This window comes from Bradyrhizobium canariense (assembly GCF_900105125.1).
Classification (GTDB): Bacteria; Pseudomonadota; Alphaproteobacteria; order Rhizobiales; family Xanthobacteraceae; genus Bradyrhizobium; species Bradyrhizobium canariense_A.
This window is the reverse complement of record NZ_LT629750.1, coordinates 5,576,689-5,593,734: the sequence shown is the minus strand read 5'-3', so window position 1 is coordinate 5,593,734 and position 17,046 is coordinate 5,576,689. Positions and strand designations below refer to the sequence as shown.

General features: G+C 63.3%; 12 protein-coding genes. 5 read left to right on the top strand and 7 right to left on the bottom strand.

Annotated features, from left to right (window positions below; genetic code table 11):
- Positions 1-182 precede the first annotated feature (182 nt).
- A complete protein-coding gene (gene mutS / locus BLV09_RS26535) occupies positions 183-2,912 on the top strand; it encodes a DNA mismatch repair protein MutS (protein ID WP_146689507.1) in 2,730 nt (909 codons plus the stop codon).
- Position 2,913: 1 nt separating this feature from the next.
- Here mutS and BLV09_RS26530 read toward each other — a convergent pair whose 3' ends face one another.
- The 5 genes from BLV09_RS26530 to BLV09_RS26510 all read right to left on the bottom strand — a co-directional run bounded on the left by BLV09_RS26530 (position 2,914) and on the right by BLV09_RS26510 (position 7,252).
- The gene (locus BLV09_RS26530; protein WP_146689506.1) at positions 2,914-3,711 is read right to left on the bottom strand and encodes a hypothetical protein; all 798 of its coding nucleotides are present in this window, start codon (positions 3,709-3,711) and stop codon (positions 2,914-2,916) included.
- A 189-nt stretch (positions 3,712-3,900) separates the two neighbouring features.
- Entirely contained in the window at positions 3,901-4,410 is a 510-nt protein-coding gene (locus BLV09_RS26525; protein ID WP_100385196.1) for an OsmC family protein, read from the bottom strand.
- 56 nt (positions 4,411-4,466) lie between these two features.
- Positions 4,467-5,252: an ABC transporter ATP-binding protein gene (locus BLV09_RS26520; protein ID WP_146689504.1), complete on the bottom strand. Its 786-nt coding sequence runs from the start codon at positions 5,250-5,252 to the stop codon at positions 4,467-4,469.
- Entirely contained in the window at positions 5,252-6,103 is an 852-nt protein-coding gene (locus BLV09_RS26515) for an ABC transporter permease (protein ID WP_146689503.1), read from the bottom strand. Before BLV09_RS26515 ends, BLV09_RS26520 begins: the two co-directional genes overlap by 1 nt.
- A gap of 174 nt (positions 6,104-6,277) precedes the next feature.
- Positions 6,278-7,252 carry an aliphatic sulfonate ABC transporter substrate-binding protein gene (locus BLV09_RS26510; RefSeq protein WP_146689501.1) on the bottom strand — a complete coding sequence of 325 codons (975 nt, stop codon included), beginning with the start codon at positions 7,250-7,252 and terminating at the stop codon, positions 6,278-6,280.
- Positions 7,253-7,454: 202 nt separating this feature from the next.
- On the opposite strand from BLV09_RS26510, the gene BLV09_RS26505 reads away from it, so the two are divergent.
- The 4 genes from BLV09_RS26505 to BLV09_RS26490 all read left to right on the top strand — a co-directional run bounded on the left by BLV09_RS26505 (position 7,455) and on the right by BLV09_RS26490 (position 14,680).
- The gene (locus BLV09_RS26505; protein ID WP_146689499.1) at positions 7,455-10,250 is read left to right on the top strand and encodes a [protein-PII] uridylyltransferase; all 2,796 of its coding nucleotides are present in this window, start codon (positions 7,455-7,457) and stop codon (positions 10,248-10,250) included.
- A gap of 168 nt (positions 10,251-10,418) precedes the next feature.
- The gene (locus BLV09_RS26500; protein WP_146689498.1) at positions 10,419-10,781 is read left to right on the top strand and encodes a DUF1304 domain-containing protein; all 363 of its coding nucleotides are present in this window, start codon (positions 10,419-10,421) and stop codon (positions 10,779-10,781) included.
- Between the two features lie 129 nt (positions 10,782-10,910).
- Positions 10,911-12,137 (top strand): ABC transporter substrate-binding protein, encoded by a 1,227-nt coding sequence (locus BLV09_RS26495; RefSeq protein ID WP_146689496.1) that lies wholly within the window; start codon positions 10,911-10,913, stop codon positions 12,135-12,137.
- A 335-nt stretch (positions 12,138-12,472) separates the two neighbouring features.
- A complete protein-coding gene (locus BLV09_RS26490; RefSeq protein ID WP_146689494.1) occupies positions 12,473-14,680 on the top strand; it encodes a transglycosylase domain-containing protein in 2,208 nt (735 codons plus the stop codon).
- On the opposite strand, the gene BLV09_RS26485 is transcribed toward BLV09_RS26490, so the two are convergent.
- Complete coding sequence (locus BLV09_RS26485) at positions 14,677-15,516, bottom strand: M48 family metallopeptidase (RefSeq protein ID WP_100385188.1); 840 nt, start codon at positions 15,514-15,516, stop codon at positions 14,677-14,679. The genes BLV09_RS26490 and BLV09_RS26485 overlap by 4 nt on opposite strands.
- Positions 15,517-15,714: 198 nt before the next feature.
- Positions 15,715-17,043 (bottom strand): polyhydroxyalkanoate depolymerase, encoded by a 1,329-nt coding sequence (locus BLV09_RS26480; RefSeq protein WP_146689493.1) that lies wholly within the window; start codon positions 17,041-17,043, stop codon positions 15,715-15,717.
- Between the last annotated feature and the right edge of the window lie 3 nt (positions 17,044-17,046).

Genomic DNA, 17,046 nt, shown 5'->3' with positions numbered 1-17,046 from the left:
AATTGATGGCGAGTTGTAGGAGTGCGTGCGGGGCAGGTCAATTCGCCGCCGCCTGCTTTCGCGCAAGGTCGTCATGCCCGGCTACCGGGGCAATACGACCGGTCCTGAGGGGTGGAAAACCTGGATAGGAGCATGGCAAAGCAATAGGACCGGGCGGCGGAATTCTGTAGTTTGCGCACCCGATGACAATCCAGCAATCCATTCCCATGCCATCAGACGCCGCGCCGGCCGCCGAAGCCGCGGCGCGCGTTACGCCGATGATGGAACAATACCTTGAAATCAAGGCCGCCCATCCCGGGCTGTTGCTGTTCTACCGGATGGGCGATTTCTACGAGCTGTTCTTCGAGGACGCCGAAATCGCCTCCAAAACGCTCGGCATCGTGCTGACCAAACGCGGCAAGCATCAGGGCATCGATATCCCGATGTGCGGCGTGCCGGTGGAACGCTCCGAGGACTATCTGCACCGCCTGATCACCGCAGGCCATCGCGTCGCGGTGTGCGAGCAGACCGAGGATCCCGCCGCCGCGCGGGCACGCGGCAACAAGAGTGTGGTGCGCCGCGGCGTGGTGCGGCTGGTGACGCCGGGCACGCTGACCGAAGACACGCTGCTCGACGCCAAAGCCAATAACTATCTGCTGGCGATCGCACGCGCGCGCGCCTCCGCGGGCGGCGACCGCATCGGCCTTGCCTGGATCGATATTTCCACCTCGGAATTCATGGTCACGGAGTGTTCCACCGGCGAACTGGCGGCGACGCTGGCGCGCATCAATCCCAATGAGGTCATCGTCACCGACGCCCTCTATGGCGATGCCGATCTGGGACCGCTGTTGCGCGAACTGCCAGCGGTGACGCCGCTGACCCGCGACTTTTTCGACAGCGCGACCGCGGAACGGCGGCTGTGCGATTATTTCGCGGTCGCCACGATGGATGGCCTGAGCGCAATGTCGCGGCTGGAAGCGACCGCCGCGGCCGCGGCCGTCACCTATATCGATCGCACCCAGGTCGGAAAGCGTCCACCGCTGTCGCCGCCGACGCGTGAAGCCGCCGGCACCACCATGGCGATCGATCCCGCCACCCGCGCCAATCTGGAATTGACGCGGACGCTGGCCGGCGAGCGGCGCGGATCGTTGCTGGACGCCATCGACTGCACCGTGACATCGGCTGGATCGCGGCTGCTTGCGCAAAGGCTGGCAGCCCCCCTCACCGACAGCGCCGCGATCGCGCGGCGGCTCGATGCTGTCAGCGCGTTTGTCGCCAATGCCGCCGTGCGCGACGATCTCCGCGCCACGCTGCGATCAGCGCCCGACATGTCGCGGGCACTGGCGCGGCTGTCGGTCGGACGCGGCGGTCCGCGCGATCTCGCCGGCCTGCGCGACGGCATCCTCGCCGCAGACCAGGCGCTGGCCCAGCTCGGCGGCCTTGATGATCCGCCGCCGGAAATCACCGCCGTGATGGAAGCGCTGCGCCGCCCCTCGCGCGATCTGGCGCGGGAATTCGAGCGCGCCCTGGCCGAGCAATTGCCGCTGATCAAGCGCGACGGTGGCTTCGTTCGCGAAGGCTATGACAGCGCGCTCGACGAGACGCGCAATCTGCGTGACGCCTCGCGCCTCGTCGTCGCCTCGATGCAGGCGCGCTATGCCGACGCGACCTCGATCAAAGGCCTGAAAATTCGCCACAACAATGTGCTGGGTTATTTTGTCGAGGTGACGGCGCAGCACGGCGACAAGCTGATGACGCCGCCGTTGAATGCGACCTTCATCCATCGCCAGACGCTGGCCGGCCAGGTCCGTTTCACGACAGCCGAACTCGGCGAGATCGAAGCCAAAATCGCCAACGCCGGCGACCGCGCGCTTGGGCTGGAGTTGGAGATCTTCGATCGGCTCTGCGCCATGGTCACCGCCGCCAGCGAAGATCTGCGCGCCGCGGCGCATGCCTTTGCGCTGCTCGACGTTGCGACTGCACTGGCAAAACTCGCGATCGACGACAATTACGTGCGGCCCGAGGTCGATACCTCGCTCGGCTTTGCCATCGAGGGCGGCCGGCATCCGGTGGTCGAGCAGGCGCTGAAGCGCGACGGCCAGCCGTTTATTGCCAACGCCTGCGACCTGTCGCCGGGGCCGGGACAAAAGTCAGGCCAGATCTGGCTGATCACCGGCCCGAACATGGCGGGCAAATCGACCTTCCTGCGCCAGAACGCGCTGATCGCGCTGATGGCGCAAATCGGCAGCTTCGTGCCGGCGATGCGCGCGCGGATCGGCATCATCGACCGGCTGTTCTCGCGCGTCGGAGCCGCCGACGATCTGGCGCGCGGCCGTTCCACCTTCATGGTGGAGATGGTCGAGACCGCGGTCATCCTCAATCAGGCCAGCGAGCGCTCGCTGGTGATCCTGGACGAGATCGGCCGCGGCACAGCGACTTTCGACGGCCTGTCGATCGCGTGGGCGGCGATCGAACATCTGCATGAGAGCAATCGCTGCCGCGCGCTGTTTGCCACGCATTATCATGAACTGACCGCGCTCTCGGCCAAACTGCCGCGGCTGTTCAATGCCACCGTGCGGGTCAAGGAGTGGCAGGGCGACGTCGTGTTCCTGCATGAAGTGCTGCCGGGCTCGGCCGACCGTTCCTACGGCATTCAGGTCGCAAAACTCGCAGGCCTTCCAGCGCCTGTGATCGCGCGCGCCAAATCGGTGTTGGCCAAGCTCGAAGCGCAGGACCGCGGCCAGACCGCACGCGCACTCGCCGACGACCTGCCGCTGTTCGCCGTGCCGTCGCGCGCGGCGGCTGAAGCGGCGCCACCGAGCGAAGCCGAACAACTGATCGAGGCCTTGAAAGCGCTGCATCCGGACGAGATGTCACCGCGCGAGGCGCTGGACGCGCTGTATGCATTGAGGGCGAAATTGCCGAAGCAGTGATTTAGCGCGCCACAGCACGCCGGTGCCCGAACCACCACAGCGCGAGATTCCAACTGACGCCGGTCATCAGCGCCAGGACGAGCGCGATCGCAGAGCCCCAACGCAGGGCAGCGACGTGCAGCACGGCAATCGCGACGCCAAATCCGAACAGGCCCCAGCCGGCGTTCGCGACCACGGCCGCCGTCGCCGGCCCGCCAATGCGCGGGTGCAAGATCAGCATGATGCTCGAGAACACGATCGGAAACAGCGCGATCACGCCGCTGATACCGGGGCCAACCCATCCCGACAGCGTGACGACGGTTGCCACCAGCGCCGCCACCAGCGCCGCCCGCAACGGGATATCGTACCAACGTCGCGTGATCAGCGGCATCTTCACATGGCGAAAGCGCGCCAGCAGCTGGATGCAGATCCCGAACGCGATAGCATTCGCCGCCAGACCTCCGACGAGCGACCACTGGATCGTTCGCGACAACGCGGCCAACGCGATCCAGACGGCGGCTCCGCAAGACCAACTGACAAACGCGTTATAACGCTGCGCCAGCACCACATAGGTCAGACCGAGGACGATGGTGGCGGCATTGATCGGCAGGCTCGCCAGTGCGCCCTCGGCGATGAAGGCCGCGTCATGATCGAGCGCGAGGAAAACATAGGACGGTCCCGTCGAAATCGGCAACGTCGCGACCAGCGCGCCGATCACCGGCCCCGAACGCTCCGTGATAACAGAGGCCGACACCACGAACGCCGCCGTGATCGCCATGCGGAAGCCGAGCGTCAGCAGGAAGGTGAGATCGGGGGACATTTGGCCTAACCGTCGTCCCGGCCACGCGCAGCGCGAGCCGGGAGCCATAGCCGTTCGTGTTGCACGAAAGCCGTCGAACAGCGTTTCTTAAAACGAAAGGACACGTTAAAACGAAAGGACACAGAGTATGGGTCCCGGCACCTCACGCGCAATTGCACGCCAGGCCGGGACGACGATGGATTGGTGCGATCACACCCGCTGCATCGTCACCGAAACTTTCGGGCCATTCTTGATGGTCTGGTAGACCACGCAATAGCGTTCGGTGAGTTTCAACAGCAGGTCCAGCTTGTCCTGCGGCGCGTCGGTATCGACGTCGAAACGCAGCCGGATTTCGGCAAAGCCCACCGGCGCCTCCTTGTCGACGCCGAGCGTGCCGCGAAAATCCAGATCGCCTTCGGCCACCACGTTCCCGCTTTTCAACGGTACTTCGATCGCGGTCGCGACCGATTTCAGCGTGACTCCGGCGCAGGCGACCAGCGCCTCGAGCAGCATGTCGCCGGAGCACAATTCAAGCCCGGAACCGCCGGTGGCGGGATGGAGGCCTGCGACCGCGAGCGCGCGGCCGGTTTCGACCTTGCAGGCGATGCCTTCGTTGTCGATCGAGCCCTTGGCTTTCAGCGTAATGACGGCGGACTTCGGATCGGCCTTGTAGCGTTCCTTGATCGGAGCTTGGGTGGCGCGGAGTTCGGCAGCGTCCATTTTTTATTCTCCCGGATAATATCCGTGATCGGATGTAAAGGGTCCGGAGGCCCGTGTCACCACCACATCGCCTCGCCGGCGGTCGATTTGGCCCCGCTGTCGGACACCGTGCGGTCGAGCGAGCGATCGAGCGCCGTCAGCACGCGGCGCTTGAAATTGTCGAACAGCGGCGAATTGCGATCGCGGGGCCGCGCCAGGTTGATATTGATTTCCTCAAACAGACGGCCCGGCCGCGGCCGCATCACGAAGATACGGTCGGCCAGCACCACGGCTTCATCGACATCATGCGTGACCAGCACCAGCGTCGGTCTTGTGTCGGCCCACAGGTCGAGCAGATGGTCCTGCAAATCCCGCCGCGTGAATGCATCGAGCGCCGAGAATGGCTCGTCCAGCAGCAGCACTTCCGGCTGCGGCACCAGCGCGCGTGCGATCGCGACGCGCTGCGCCTGCCCGCCGGATAATTCGCGCGGCCAAGCCTTGGCTTTGTCGGCAAGACCGACCCGCGCCAGCGCGCGCGCAACCTTCTCGCGGCGAACCCCGGCCGGCATATCCGACAAGCCGAATCCGATATTGTCGGCGACGCTGAGCCACGGCAGCAGCCTCGGCTCCTGAAAGATGATGCCGATCTTGGCGTGCGGGCCAGTTATCGCGATATCATCGATCGTCACCGTACCTGACGTGGCGCGGTCGAGGCCGGCGATGGCGCGCAGCAGCGTCGACTTTCCGCAGCCGGAGCCGCCGATGATGGCGACGATCTCTCCTTGCCTGATCTCGGCCGAGAAACGCTCCAGCGCATTGACGCCGTTCGGATAGGTTTTGCTCAGGCGATCGAGCACCAGCATCAGGCCGCTCCGCCCTGGCGGCCGAACGCGTCCTGCCAGCGCAACAATGGCGCAAAGGCAATTTCGATCAGCCAGTCGGTGGTCTTGCCCAGAATCGCGAAGATGACGATCGCCGCCAGAATTTGCGCGGGCTTGCCGAGCTGCTGGCCATCGATCAGGAGATAGCCGAGCCCTTCGGATGCGCCCATGAACTCGGCGGCGACCACGAACATCCAGCCGAGCCCCAGGCCGACCCGAAGCGCCACGACATAGGCCGGCAATACCGCGGGCAGCAGGATGCGGCGGATCATCGCCGGCCCGCTCAAGCGAAAGGTGCGCCCGACCTCCACGATATTGCGATCGACCGAGAGAATCGCGCCCATCACGCCGAGATAGACCGGAAAGAACACGCCGACCGCGATCAGCGCGACCTTTGATGTTTCGAAGATGCCAAGCCACAGGATGAACAGCGGCACCCAGGCGATCGAGGGGATCGCGCGCAGCGCCTGCACGGTGGGATCGAGCAGCCTCCGCGCCGGGCCCCAATAACCGGAGACCGCGCCAAGCAGCGTGCCCGCCACCACGCCAAGGCCGAAGCCCACGAACACCCGCGTCAAGGTGGCCACGATGTGGCGCGCGAGCTCCCCGCTCCGCGCCAGTTCGACAATGGTTGCAAAGATCTTGCTCGGCGGCGGCACCAGCCGGCCGTTGGACAGGCCGAGCCAGACGACGAGCTCCCATACCAGCGCCAACCCGACCGGCAGCAACAGCCCCAGCGCCGGCCGCGCCCAACGCCGCAGGCGTCCGGATGGCGCGGGCCTCGCAGCATTTTCGGCCTGTTCAAGCGTGGAAAGTTCAACCGTCATGGCCATAGCAAGAACGCTTCCCGCTCAGGATTGCAAGTTGGCGAATGAGACCTTACGAACGCCCGAACTCGTCATGGCCGGGCTCGTCCCAGCCATCCAAATCTTCTTCCCACTTCAAGAAAAGACGTGGATGCCCGGCACAAGGCCGGGCATGACGCTGAATTTGGAAGAAGCGTAAATTCAATTCGTCGGCAGCGGAACCTGATCGTCGATCAGGCCATCGAGCGCGGCCTTGACGTCGGTCTTGGCGTCGATCACGCCGGCCTGCTGCAGCGCCAGACCCGCAGCGAGGATGGACTCGCGCTGCGGCGCCCCAATGCGGTTGTAGCTGAGATCGGTGCGCTCCTTGAGCTGCTTGTCGACCACATTATCCGGCAATTTGGTGACGGCGATGAAGGTCTTCTTCAGGTCGTCGTAGTTCGCCACCGAATATTTGCGCGCTTCCTCATAAGTTGCGAGCACGCGGCGGACCACATCCGGATGGTCCTTCAGGAACTGCTCGCGCACATTGAGGATGCCCCAGGTGTTGGCGGCCGGATCCCTGAAGAACAGCCGAGCGCCGTCTTCGACCTCGGCCTGCGCCATCATGGGATCGAGCCCTGCCCACGCATCGACATCGCCACGGATCAGCGCGGTCTTGCCGTCGGCATGCTGCAGCAGCACCGGCGTAATGTCCTTTTCGCTCAAGCCCGCGCCGAGCAGCGCGCGCACCAGGAAAATATGCGGATCGGTTCCGCGGGTCACCGCGACGCGCTTGCCCTTGAGGTCGGCGACGGTTGCGATCTTCGAATCCTTACCCGTCACCAAGGCCGTCCATTCTGGCCGCGAATAGACGTAGATCGACTTGATCGGATTGCCGTTGATCCTGGCGACCAGCGCCGCGGAGCCCGCGGTCGAACCGAAATCGATCGAGCCGGCGTTGAGGAACTCCAGCGCCTTGTTGGAACCAGCCGACTGCACCCAGACGATGCTGATGCCGTCCTTGGCGAATTCCTTTTCCAGCAGGCCCTTTTGCTTGAGGACCATCGACACCGGATTGTAAGTCGCCCAATCGATATGGATTTCCTTGAGCGCGTCGGCGGCGAAAGCGCGGCCTGACATCAGCGACCAGATGGCAATGAACGCGGCCAGGCCGCGCCGTGAAATCCTGGGCATGGTCGGAATTCCCCCTTGAAGATGCTCTGAAAACTGCTTTTATTTCAATGAGATAATCGGGCGCGTCAATGAGAAAATACCTGCATCTAAATCGCTGCAGCGAGAACAGCTTTGCTCAAAGCCCGCTCAATGCAGCATGGAGCCACTGTTATCCAACAATGTTCCGTGACAGCGTCGGCGCCGTCCTTTATCGGGGTAGGTCATGGACAGTGTCGTGATAGAGGCCCGCCCTGAAGCGGACGAACGTTTCGATACCGCGCGGATCACCGCCGCGGTCGACGCGCTCGCCGAAAAACATGCCGGGCGCGAGGATCTTTTCCGCGCTGCGCTGGCGCAGATGCTCAAAGCCGAAATGACCGAGGCCCGCGCGGTGGCGCAGGCGGTGCTGCTAAAAGATCGTCACGGACGCCGCTGCGCCGAACGGCTGTGTTTCATGCAGGATGAAATCATTCGCATCCTGTTTGCGGCGGCTACGCGTCATCTCTATCACTCGCCGATTCCCTCGGGCGCCGAGCGCATGGCCGTCGTTGCCACCGGCGGCTATGGCCGCGGATTGATGGCGCCGGAATCCGATATCGATCTCTTGTTCATCCTGCCCTACAAGCAAACCGCCTGGGGCGAACAGGTCGCCGAAGCCATTCTCTATTGCCTGTGGGACATGGGGTTGAAGGTCGGCCACGCCACGCGCTCGGTCGACGAATCGATCCGGCAGGCGCGCGGCGACATGACGATCCGCACCGCGATTCTCGAGACCCGGTTTCTGACCGGGGACCAGCCGCTTTACGACGAACTGGTTGATCGCTTCGACAAGGAAGTGGTGCAGGGCACGGCGGCCGAATTCGTCACCGCCAAGCTTGCCGAACGCGAAGAGCGTCATCGCCGTGCCGGACAGTCGCGCTATCTGGTCGAACCCAACGTCAAGGACGGCAAGGGCGGATTGCGCGATCTGCACACGCTGTTCTGGATCGCGAAATATGTTTACCGCGTGCGCGAGACCGACGAGTTGCTCGCGCGCGGCGTGTTCGACGCGCAGGAATACCGCACCTTTAGCCGCTGCGCGGATTTCCTGTGGTCGGTCCGCTGCAATCTCCATTTCGTCTCGGGCCGGGCGGAAGAGCGGCTGTCATTCGACATGCAGCGCGAGATCGCGGTCCGGCTTGGCTACACGTCGCATCCCGGCATGCAGGATGTCGAACGCTTCATGAAGCACTACTTCCTGATCGCCAAGGATGTCGGCGATCTCACCGCGATCCTGTGCGCCAAGCTGGAAGACCAGCAGGCCAAGCCGGCGCCGGTGCTCAGCCGCATGATGGCGCGGTTGCGGCCGAGCATAAAGCACCGTCGGGTGCCCGACAGCGATGATTTCATCGTCGACAACAACCGTATCAATCTCGCCGCGCCCGATGTCTTCAAGCACGATCCCGTCAACCTGATCCGGATCTTCCGCCTCGCGCAGAAGAACAATCTGGCGTTTCACCCCGATGCGATGCGCACGGTGACGCGGTCGCTGAAACTCGTCAACACGGCGCTGCGCGAGGATCCGGAAGCCAACCGGTTGTTCATGGAGATCCTGACCTCGAACGACGCGGAAATCGTGCTGCGGCGGATGAACGAAACCGGCGTGCTCGGTCATTTCATTCGCGCCTTCGGCAAGATCGTGTCGATGATGCAGTTCAACATGTACCACCACTATACGGTGGATGAACATCTGATCCGCTGCGTCGGCTTCCTGCAGGACATCGAACGCGGCGGCAATGAGGAATTCACCGTCGCCAGCGACCTGATGCGCAAGATCCGCCCGGAGCATCGTCCGGTCATCTACATCACCACGCTTTTGCATGACATCGCCAAGGGCCGCCCCGAGGATCACTCGATTGCCGGCGCCAAGGTGGCGCGGCGATTGTGCCCGCGGCTTGGATTCAATGCCGCCGATACCGAACTGGTGGCGTGGCTGATCGAAGAGCATCTGACCATGTCCACGGTGGCGCAATCGCGTGACCTCTCGGACCGCAAGACCATCGAGAATTTCGCCGCCGTCGTGCAATCAGTCGAGCAGATGAAGCTGCTGACGATCCTGACCACCGCCGATATCCGCGGCGTCGGCCCCGGCGTCTGGAACGGCTGGAAGGCGCAGCTTTTGCGCACGCTGTATTACGAAACCGAACCGGTGCTGACCGGAGGCTTCTCGGAGGTCAACCGCGCGCAGCGCCTGGCCGTGGCGCAGTCGGAATTCCGCGCCGCTTTCTCGGAGTGGCCGGAACAGGAACTCAACGCCTATATCGCACGGCACTATCCGGCGTACTGGCTCAAGGTCGAACTGCCGCGCAAGATTCGTCAAGCCCGCTTCATGAAGGCCAACGAACAGGCCGGCCACAAGCTCGCGATCAATGTCGGCTTCGACGAGGCGCGCGGCGTCACCGAATTAACGATCCTCGCCGTCGACCATCCCTGGCTGCTGTCGATCATCGCCGGCGCCTGTGCTTCCGCAGGCGCCAATATCGTCGACGCCCAGATTTACACCACGACCGACGGGCGCGCGCTCGACACCATCGCGATCACGCGGGAATACGACCGCGACGAGGACGAGGGCCGGCGCGCGACACGGATCGGCGAAATGATCGAGGACGTGCTGGAAGGCAAATTGCGCCTGCCCGAAGTGGTGGCGCGCCGCGCCTCGGCGCGCGGCAGGACACGTCCGTTCGTGGTCGAACCGGAAGTGAGCATCAACAATCAGTGGTCGGACCGCTACACCGTCATCGAGGTGTCCGGCCTCGACCGGCCCGGCCTGCTGTATCAACTGACCACCGCGCTTTCAAAGCTGAACCTCAACATCGCCTCCGCCCATGTCGCGACCTTCGGCGAGCGCGCCCGCGACGTGTTCTATGTCACCGACCTGCTCGGCGCGCAGATCAACGCGCCGACGCGGCAGGCCGCGATCAAGAGCGCGCTGATCCATTTGCTGGCCAACGAGGAAGCCTCGGCCCAACCGGCGGCGTGATCGAAGCCGGCCTACGCGGGCTTCGGAAGCCGATTTCAAACGAACCTGCCGGGCGCCGTTCGTCATGGCGAGAACCGCGAGTGACGGAGCGATCCGGCAGCCGCCTGCCGACTTTCTGGATTGCCTCGCTGCGCTCGCAATGACAGTCTGTTGCCTGGGGGACGCCACATGATCTGGATCGCCAATCTTTTGGTGGCGCTGGTCGCAGCGCTGCATCTGTATTTTCTGGTGCTGGAGATGTTCCTCTGGACCAAGCCGCTGGGCCTGAAGACGTTTCGTAACTCGCCCGAGAAAGCGGTCGACTCCGCGGTGCTCGCCGCCAATCAGGGGCTCTATAACGGCTTTCTGGCCGCCGGGCTGATCTGGGGGCTGGTTCAGTCCGTTCCGGCCTTCGCCTTCGAGATCAAGGTATTCTTCCTGCTCTGTGTCATCGTGGCCGGCGTCTACGGCGCCGCGACGGTCAGCCGCAGGATCCTGTTCGTGCAGGCCGCGCCCGCCGCCATCGCATTGATTCTGCTTTTATTGGCATAAGCCCGGCCGGCGTTCGGGCCGGCGTCATCTTGCATTGCCACATCCGTTCATTCACTATCGCCGCCAGCGATGGCGCCGGCATGGCCGGACAAGACCGTCGACACAATCACATATGAGGAAATCAGCAACATGAGGAACGGCATTTTTCGTCTGCTTACCGGAACGGCGGTTGCGATCGCGCTGTCGGCATCATCGGCCTACGCGCAAAAGAAGTATGACGGCGGCGCCAGCGATACCGAGATCAAGATCGGCCAGACGGTGCCGTTCAGCGGGCCGGCCTCGGCGTATGCCACCATCGGCAAGGCGCAGGCGGCCTATATCAAGATGATCAACGATCAGGGCGGCGTGAACGGCCGCAAGATCAACCTGATCCAGTACGACGATGCCTACAGCCCGCCCAAGGCGGTCGAACAGGTGCGCAAGCTGGTCGAGAGCGACGAGGTGCTGCTCACCTTCCAGATCATCGGCACGCCCTCCAACGCTGCGGTGCAGAAATATCTCAACGCGAAAAAGGTGCCGCAACTGTTTGCCGCCACCGGCGCGTCGAAATTCACCGACCCGAAGAACTTCCCCTGGACCATGGGTTTCAACCCCAACTATTTCGTCGAGGGGCGGATCTACGGCCAGTACATTCTCAAGACCTATCCGAACGCCAAGGTCGGCGTGCTCTATCAGAACGACGATCTCGGCAAGGACTATCTGAACGGCCTCAAGGCCGGTCTCGGCGACAAGGCTGCCGCCATGATCGTGGCCGAAGCCTCCTACGAAGTCTCCGACCCCACCGTCGATTCGCAGATCCTCAAGCTGAGGGACGCCGGCGCCGACCTGTTCTTCAGCGCGTCGACACCGAAGCAGGCCGCGCAGGCGATCAAGAAGAACGCCGAAATGGGCTGGCATCCGGTGCATATCGTCGACATCAACGCCACCTCGGTTGGTGCTGTGATGCAGCCGGCGGGCCTGGAGGCCGCCAAGGGCGTGATCAGCGTCAACTACGGCAAGGATCCGCTCGATCCGGCCTGGAAAGACGATCCGGGCATGAAGAGGTATTTCGACTTCATGGCGAAGTACTATCCGGAAGGTGACAAGAACTCCAACTTCAACACCTACGGCTATGCGACCACGCAGCTCCTGGTACATGTGCTCAAGCAGTGCGGTGACGACCTGACGCGGGAGAACGTCATGAAGCAGGCGGCCTCGCTGAAGGACGTCACGACCGACATCGCGCTGCCGGGCATCAAGGCCAACACGTCGCCGACCGACTACCGGGTCAACAAGCAGCTTCAGATGATGAAGTTCAACGGCGAGCGCTGGGAACTGTTCGGCCCGATCCTGGAGGATACCGCCGCGGCTGGTTGAGGCTGCCCGAGCGCGTCGCTGCGAGGAGCACTAGCGACGAAGCAATCCAGACTCGTCATTCCGGGATGGTGCGCTAGCACCAGACCCGGAATCTCGAGATTCCGGGTTCGATGCGGAGCCTGCCATCGGGCCGCGCGTCCGCGCGGACCCGGTGGCATCGCCCCGGAATGACGGCTGACTTCCACCACCTGCTGTCTCCGGTAGGGTTAAGCGGCTCTAAACGCTTTGCTTGCGAGGCACTTAAGCGGAGCGAGCACCGCAGCGATTAACCATCGTTTAAGACGGCTTTAAACCCGTCCCGCTAGTCTTGGACGCGAAACGGTGGGCGTTTGTGTATGGCGTGGGGACGGAAAAAAAGCGGTGGACGCAAGGAGCCGCAATTCGGGCTCGGCGCATCGCTGGCCGAGTTGCGCCTCGGTCCGCAGGACCGCATCCCAAACAGCGAAAGCAAGCCGAAGAAATCATCCGTCAAACGCAAGGTTGATGACGACGACGACGATGATCCGCCGCCCGAGCGCAAGCCGCGGCCAAGCCGCAGCGGCGCCAGGCGCCGCTCGAAATCGCGCATCAGCATCTCCCGTCTGTGCTACTGGGGCGCGGTGCTCGGCCTGTGGACCGCGATCGCGGTCGTGGGCGTCGTCGTCTGGGTCGGCGCACATCTGCCACCGATCCAGTCGCTGGAAATTCCAAAACGGCCGCCGACGATCCAGATCGTCGGGCTCGACGGCAGCGTGCTGGCAACGCGCGGCGAAATGGCCGGCGCCAATGTCGCGCTAAAGGATCTGCCGCCCTATCTGCCCAAAGCCTTCATTGCGATCGAGGACCGGCGTTTCTATTCGCACTATGGCGTCGATCCCTGGGGCATCCTGCGCGCGGCGGTCGCGAATCTCCTGCATCGCGGCGTATCGCAGGGCGGCTCGACCCTGACACAGCAGCTCGCCAAGAACCTGTTCCTGACCCAGGAACGCACCATCCAGCGCAAATTGCAGGAGGCCGAGCTCGCGTTCTGGCTGGAGCGCAAGCATTCCAAGAACGAGATCCTCGAACTCTATCTCAATCGGGTTTATTTCGGCTCCGGCGCCTATGGCGTCGAGGCGGCCGCACAGCGCTATTTCGGCAAATCCGCGAAGAACGTGACGCTGGCCGAAGCCGCGATGCTTGCGGGCCTCGTCAAATCGCCGTCGCGCCTGGCGCCGAACCGCAATCCCGAAGGCGCCGAAAAGCGCGCCCAGACCGTGCTCGCCGCGATGGCGGATGCCAAGTTCATCACGGAAGCCCAGGCGCAGGCCTCAATCGGGCATCCGGCTTACAGCGTGAAGCCGGCCGGCGCCGGCACCATTAATTACGTCGCGGACTGGATCGGCGAAGTGCTCGACGATCTGGTCGGCCAGATCGATCAGGACATCGTGGTCGAAACCTCGATCGACCCGAAGCTGCAGAGCATCGCCGAAGCCGCTGTCATCGACGAACTCGCGGCGAAAAGCGTGAAATTTAATGTCAGCCAGGGCGCACTGGTGGCAATGACACCTGACGGCGCCGTGCGCGCCATGGTCGGCGGCCGCAATTATGCCGAGAGCCAGTACAACCGCGCGGTGACCGCGAAGCGTCAGCCGGGCTCGGCGTTCAAACCCTTTGTCTACCTGACCGCGATCGAAGCCGGCCTGACGCCGGACACGATCCGGCCGGACGCGCCGCTGAATATCAAGGGTTGGAAGCCCGAGAACTTCGAGCACGAATATCTCGGCGCCGTCACGCTGACCCAGGCGCTGGCGATGTCGCTCAATACCGTCGCGGTGCGGGTCGGACTGGAAGTCGGCCCCAATAATGTGGTCCGTACCGCGCACCGGCTCGGCATTTCATCCAAGCTCGAGCCCAACGCCTCGATTGCACTGGGCACCTCGGAGGTGTCGCTCACCGAACTGGTCGGCGCCTATGTGCCGTTTGCCAATGGCGGCCAAGGCATCACCCCGCATGTCGTGCTCAAGATCCGCACCAGCAGCGGCAAGGTGCTGTACGCGCGTCAGCCAGACCAGCTAGGCCAAGTCATCGACCCGCGCAACGTCGCGATGATGAACACGATGATGCAGGAGACATTGCTGAACGGTACCGCGCGCAAGGCGGATATCCCGGGCTGGATGGCCGCCGGTAAGACCGGCACCAGCCAGGATTTCCGCGACGCCTGGTTCATCGGCTACACCGCCAGGCTCGTGACCGGCGTCTGGCTCGGCAATGACGATAATTCCCCGACCAAGAAGGCAACCGGCGGCGGATTGCCGGTGGAGGTCTGGACCCGCTTCATGCGCGCGGCCCATCAAGGCGTGCCAGTCGCAACGCTGCCGACTTCACAAGGCGGAGGAGGCTTGCTCTCAAACCTTGCCCAGGCGGCATCGCAGATCAGCGAGCCGACAGCGCAGGCGCCGCTCGCGCCGTTGCCGGCAACCGGTGCCAACCGGCCGGCGCCGACACGAACCTCGGCGCGTCCGGAAGCAGCCGCGGGACTCGATGGCTGGCTGATGGAACGGCTGTTCGGCGGTAACCGCTAATCCTGAATGCCGTAACGATGCAGATCGTTGCCGTAGGTATCCAGCCAGTTCTTGGCGCGCTCGACCGACGGACAGATCCTGCCGACAACCCTCCAGAACCGCGCCGAATGATTCATCTCGACGAGATGCGCCACTTCATGGGCGGCGAGATAGTCGAGCACATAGGGTGGCGCGAGGATCAGCCGCCATGAGAACGACAGCGAACCGGCCGAGGTACACGAACCCCAGCGGCTCGATTGATCGCGGATCGACACCCGCTTGACCCGGACGCCGAGTTCCCCCGCATAAGCGAGCGACGCCTTCTGCAAATCCTTGCGCGCCTCGCGCTTGAGGTAATCATGAACGCGTCGCTCCATATGGTCGACGTCGCCGGCCACGCACAGGACCTTCTCACCACTGTCGCGGGTTTCCGTCCACACCGTGCCGCGCTCACCGGCGCGATGCACGATCCGATACGGCGTACCGCGCAAAGGCACCACGGTACCCGCGTGAAACGGTGCGGCTTTCGGCAACCGGCCGAGGCGTGCGGCAATCCAGCCGCCGTGAAGCCGCGCGAAATCCTTGGCTTCGGCGATTGTGCCGCGCGGCGGCATGGTCAGGATCGCTTCGCGATCGGTTGGATGAATGCGCAAGGTGTAACGCCGCGCGCGCCGATGCCGGCGCAGACGGATCGAGAAGATCTGAGAGCCTTGTTTGACCAAAATAATCGAGGGTTCGGCGGGCCGCCGATAGAGAAGCGCGCGAGTAGCCATGTCTGACAGTCCGGGGAGCAGGAGTTCGCCCGGATTCTGCCATATCCGCCGCCAGTGAAATCGCTCGGCGCAAAAACAAATCATTTGCCCAATATACAGGGGCTGGCCCCTCCTCCGCCTCTACAGGATGGGGCTGGAACCACAAATTTTTGGCGGAATTGGCCTCCGGAGGCACCCCCAAGGACGGAATTCATACTCATTCCTTCGGGAGACCGCGAATCCCGATTCTGTAGGGGGATTCAGAGGGTTAACACCTTCGCCGAATCGGCATCGAAGCAGCGTCTATTCCGCAGCAGCCGCCAAAGATGACTTCACATTCGCCGCTGACACCATGAAATCGGAAATGCGCGGCACGATTTCGGATCGGAAGCGCGATCCGTTGAACACGCCGTAATGTCCAACGCCCTTTTGCACGTAATGCACCCTGCGATGATTGGGAATCGCACTACATAAAGTGTGCGTTGCCTCGGTCTGACCAAGACCGGAGATGTCATCGTTCTCGCCTTCGACCGTCATCAACGCCACGCGCGTGATTTTGGACGGATCGACCGGCTTGCCGCGGTGAGTCATCTCGCCTTTCGGCAGCGCATGCTTGACGAACACGAGATCGACGGTCTGCAGATAGTATTCCGCCGTCAAATCCATGACCGCGAGATACTCGTCATAGAAGTCGCGATGCTTGTCGACCAAGTCGCCATCGCCCTTCACCAGGTTGCTGAACAGGTTCTTGTGAGCATCCATGTGGCGATCGAGGTTCATGCTGATGAAGCCATTGAGCTGCAGGAACCCGGGATAGACCGCACGCATCACGCCCGGATGCGGAAATGGCACCTTGCTGATGACATTGTTCCGAAACCATTCGATGCCGCGCTCGGCGGCGAGATTATTGACGGCGGTCGGGTTGCGGCGGGTATCGATCGGGCCCCCCATCAGTGTCATCGAGACGGGAACATAGGGATCGCGCTCGGCTTCCATGATGGAAACCGCCGCCACCACCGGCACCGAAGGCTGGCACACCGCGATGATGTGCATGTTGCCGCCGAGTACGTGCAGCATTTCGATGACGTAATCGACATAGTCTTCGAGATCGAAGCGCCCTTCCGACAGCGGCACCATCCGCGCATCGGACCAGTCGGTGATGTAGACCTCATGGGTTGGCAGGAAGGCCTCGACCGTCCCGCGCAGCAGCGTCGCATAGTGACCGGACATCGGCGCCACGATCAGCACGCGCGGCTGCGGGCTGCGCAACGGCCGCGTCAGCTTGCGATCGAAGTACAACAGGCGGCAGAACGGCTTTTCCCAGATCGAGCGAATTTCGATCGGCGTGCGCACGCCGTTGACTTCGGTGGTATCGAGCCCCCATTCGGGCTTGCCGTAACGGCGCGTCGTGCGCTCGAACAGCTCGCACCCGGCGGCGACCGATTTGCCGAATTCGGTATGCGACCACGGGTTCAGCGGATTCTGGAACAGAATCTTCGTGGCGTCGGTGACGGCGCGCGCCGGATTGAGCGATGCCTGCGCCATCTCGTACATCCAGTACAGCGGCGTCGTAATCGCCGGAGTGCCTTCGGCCACCAGCGGCGGCGCACCGCCAAATTCACCAATCGGCATTTA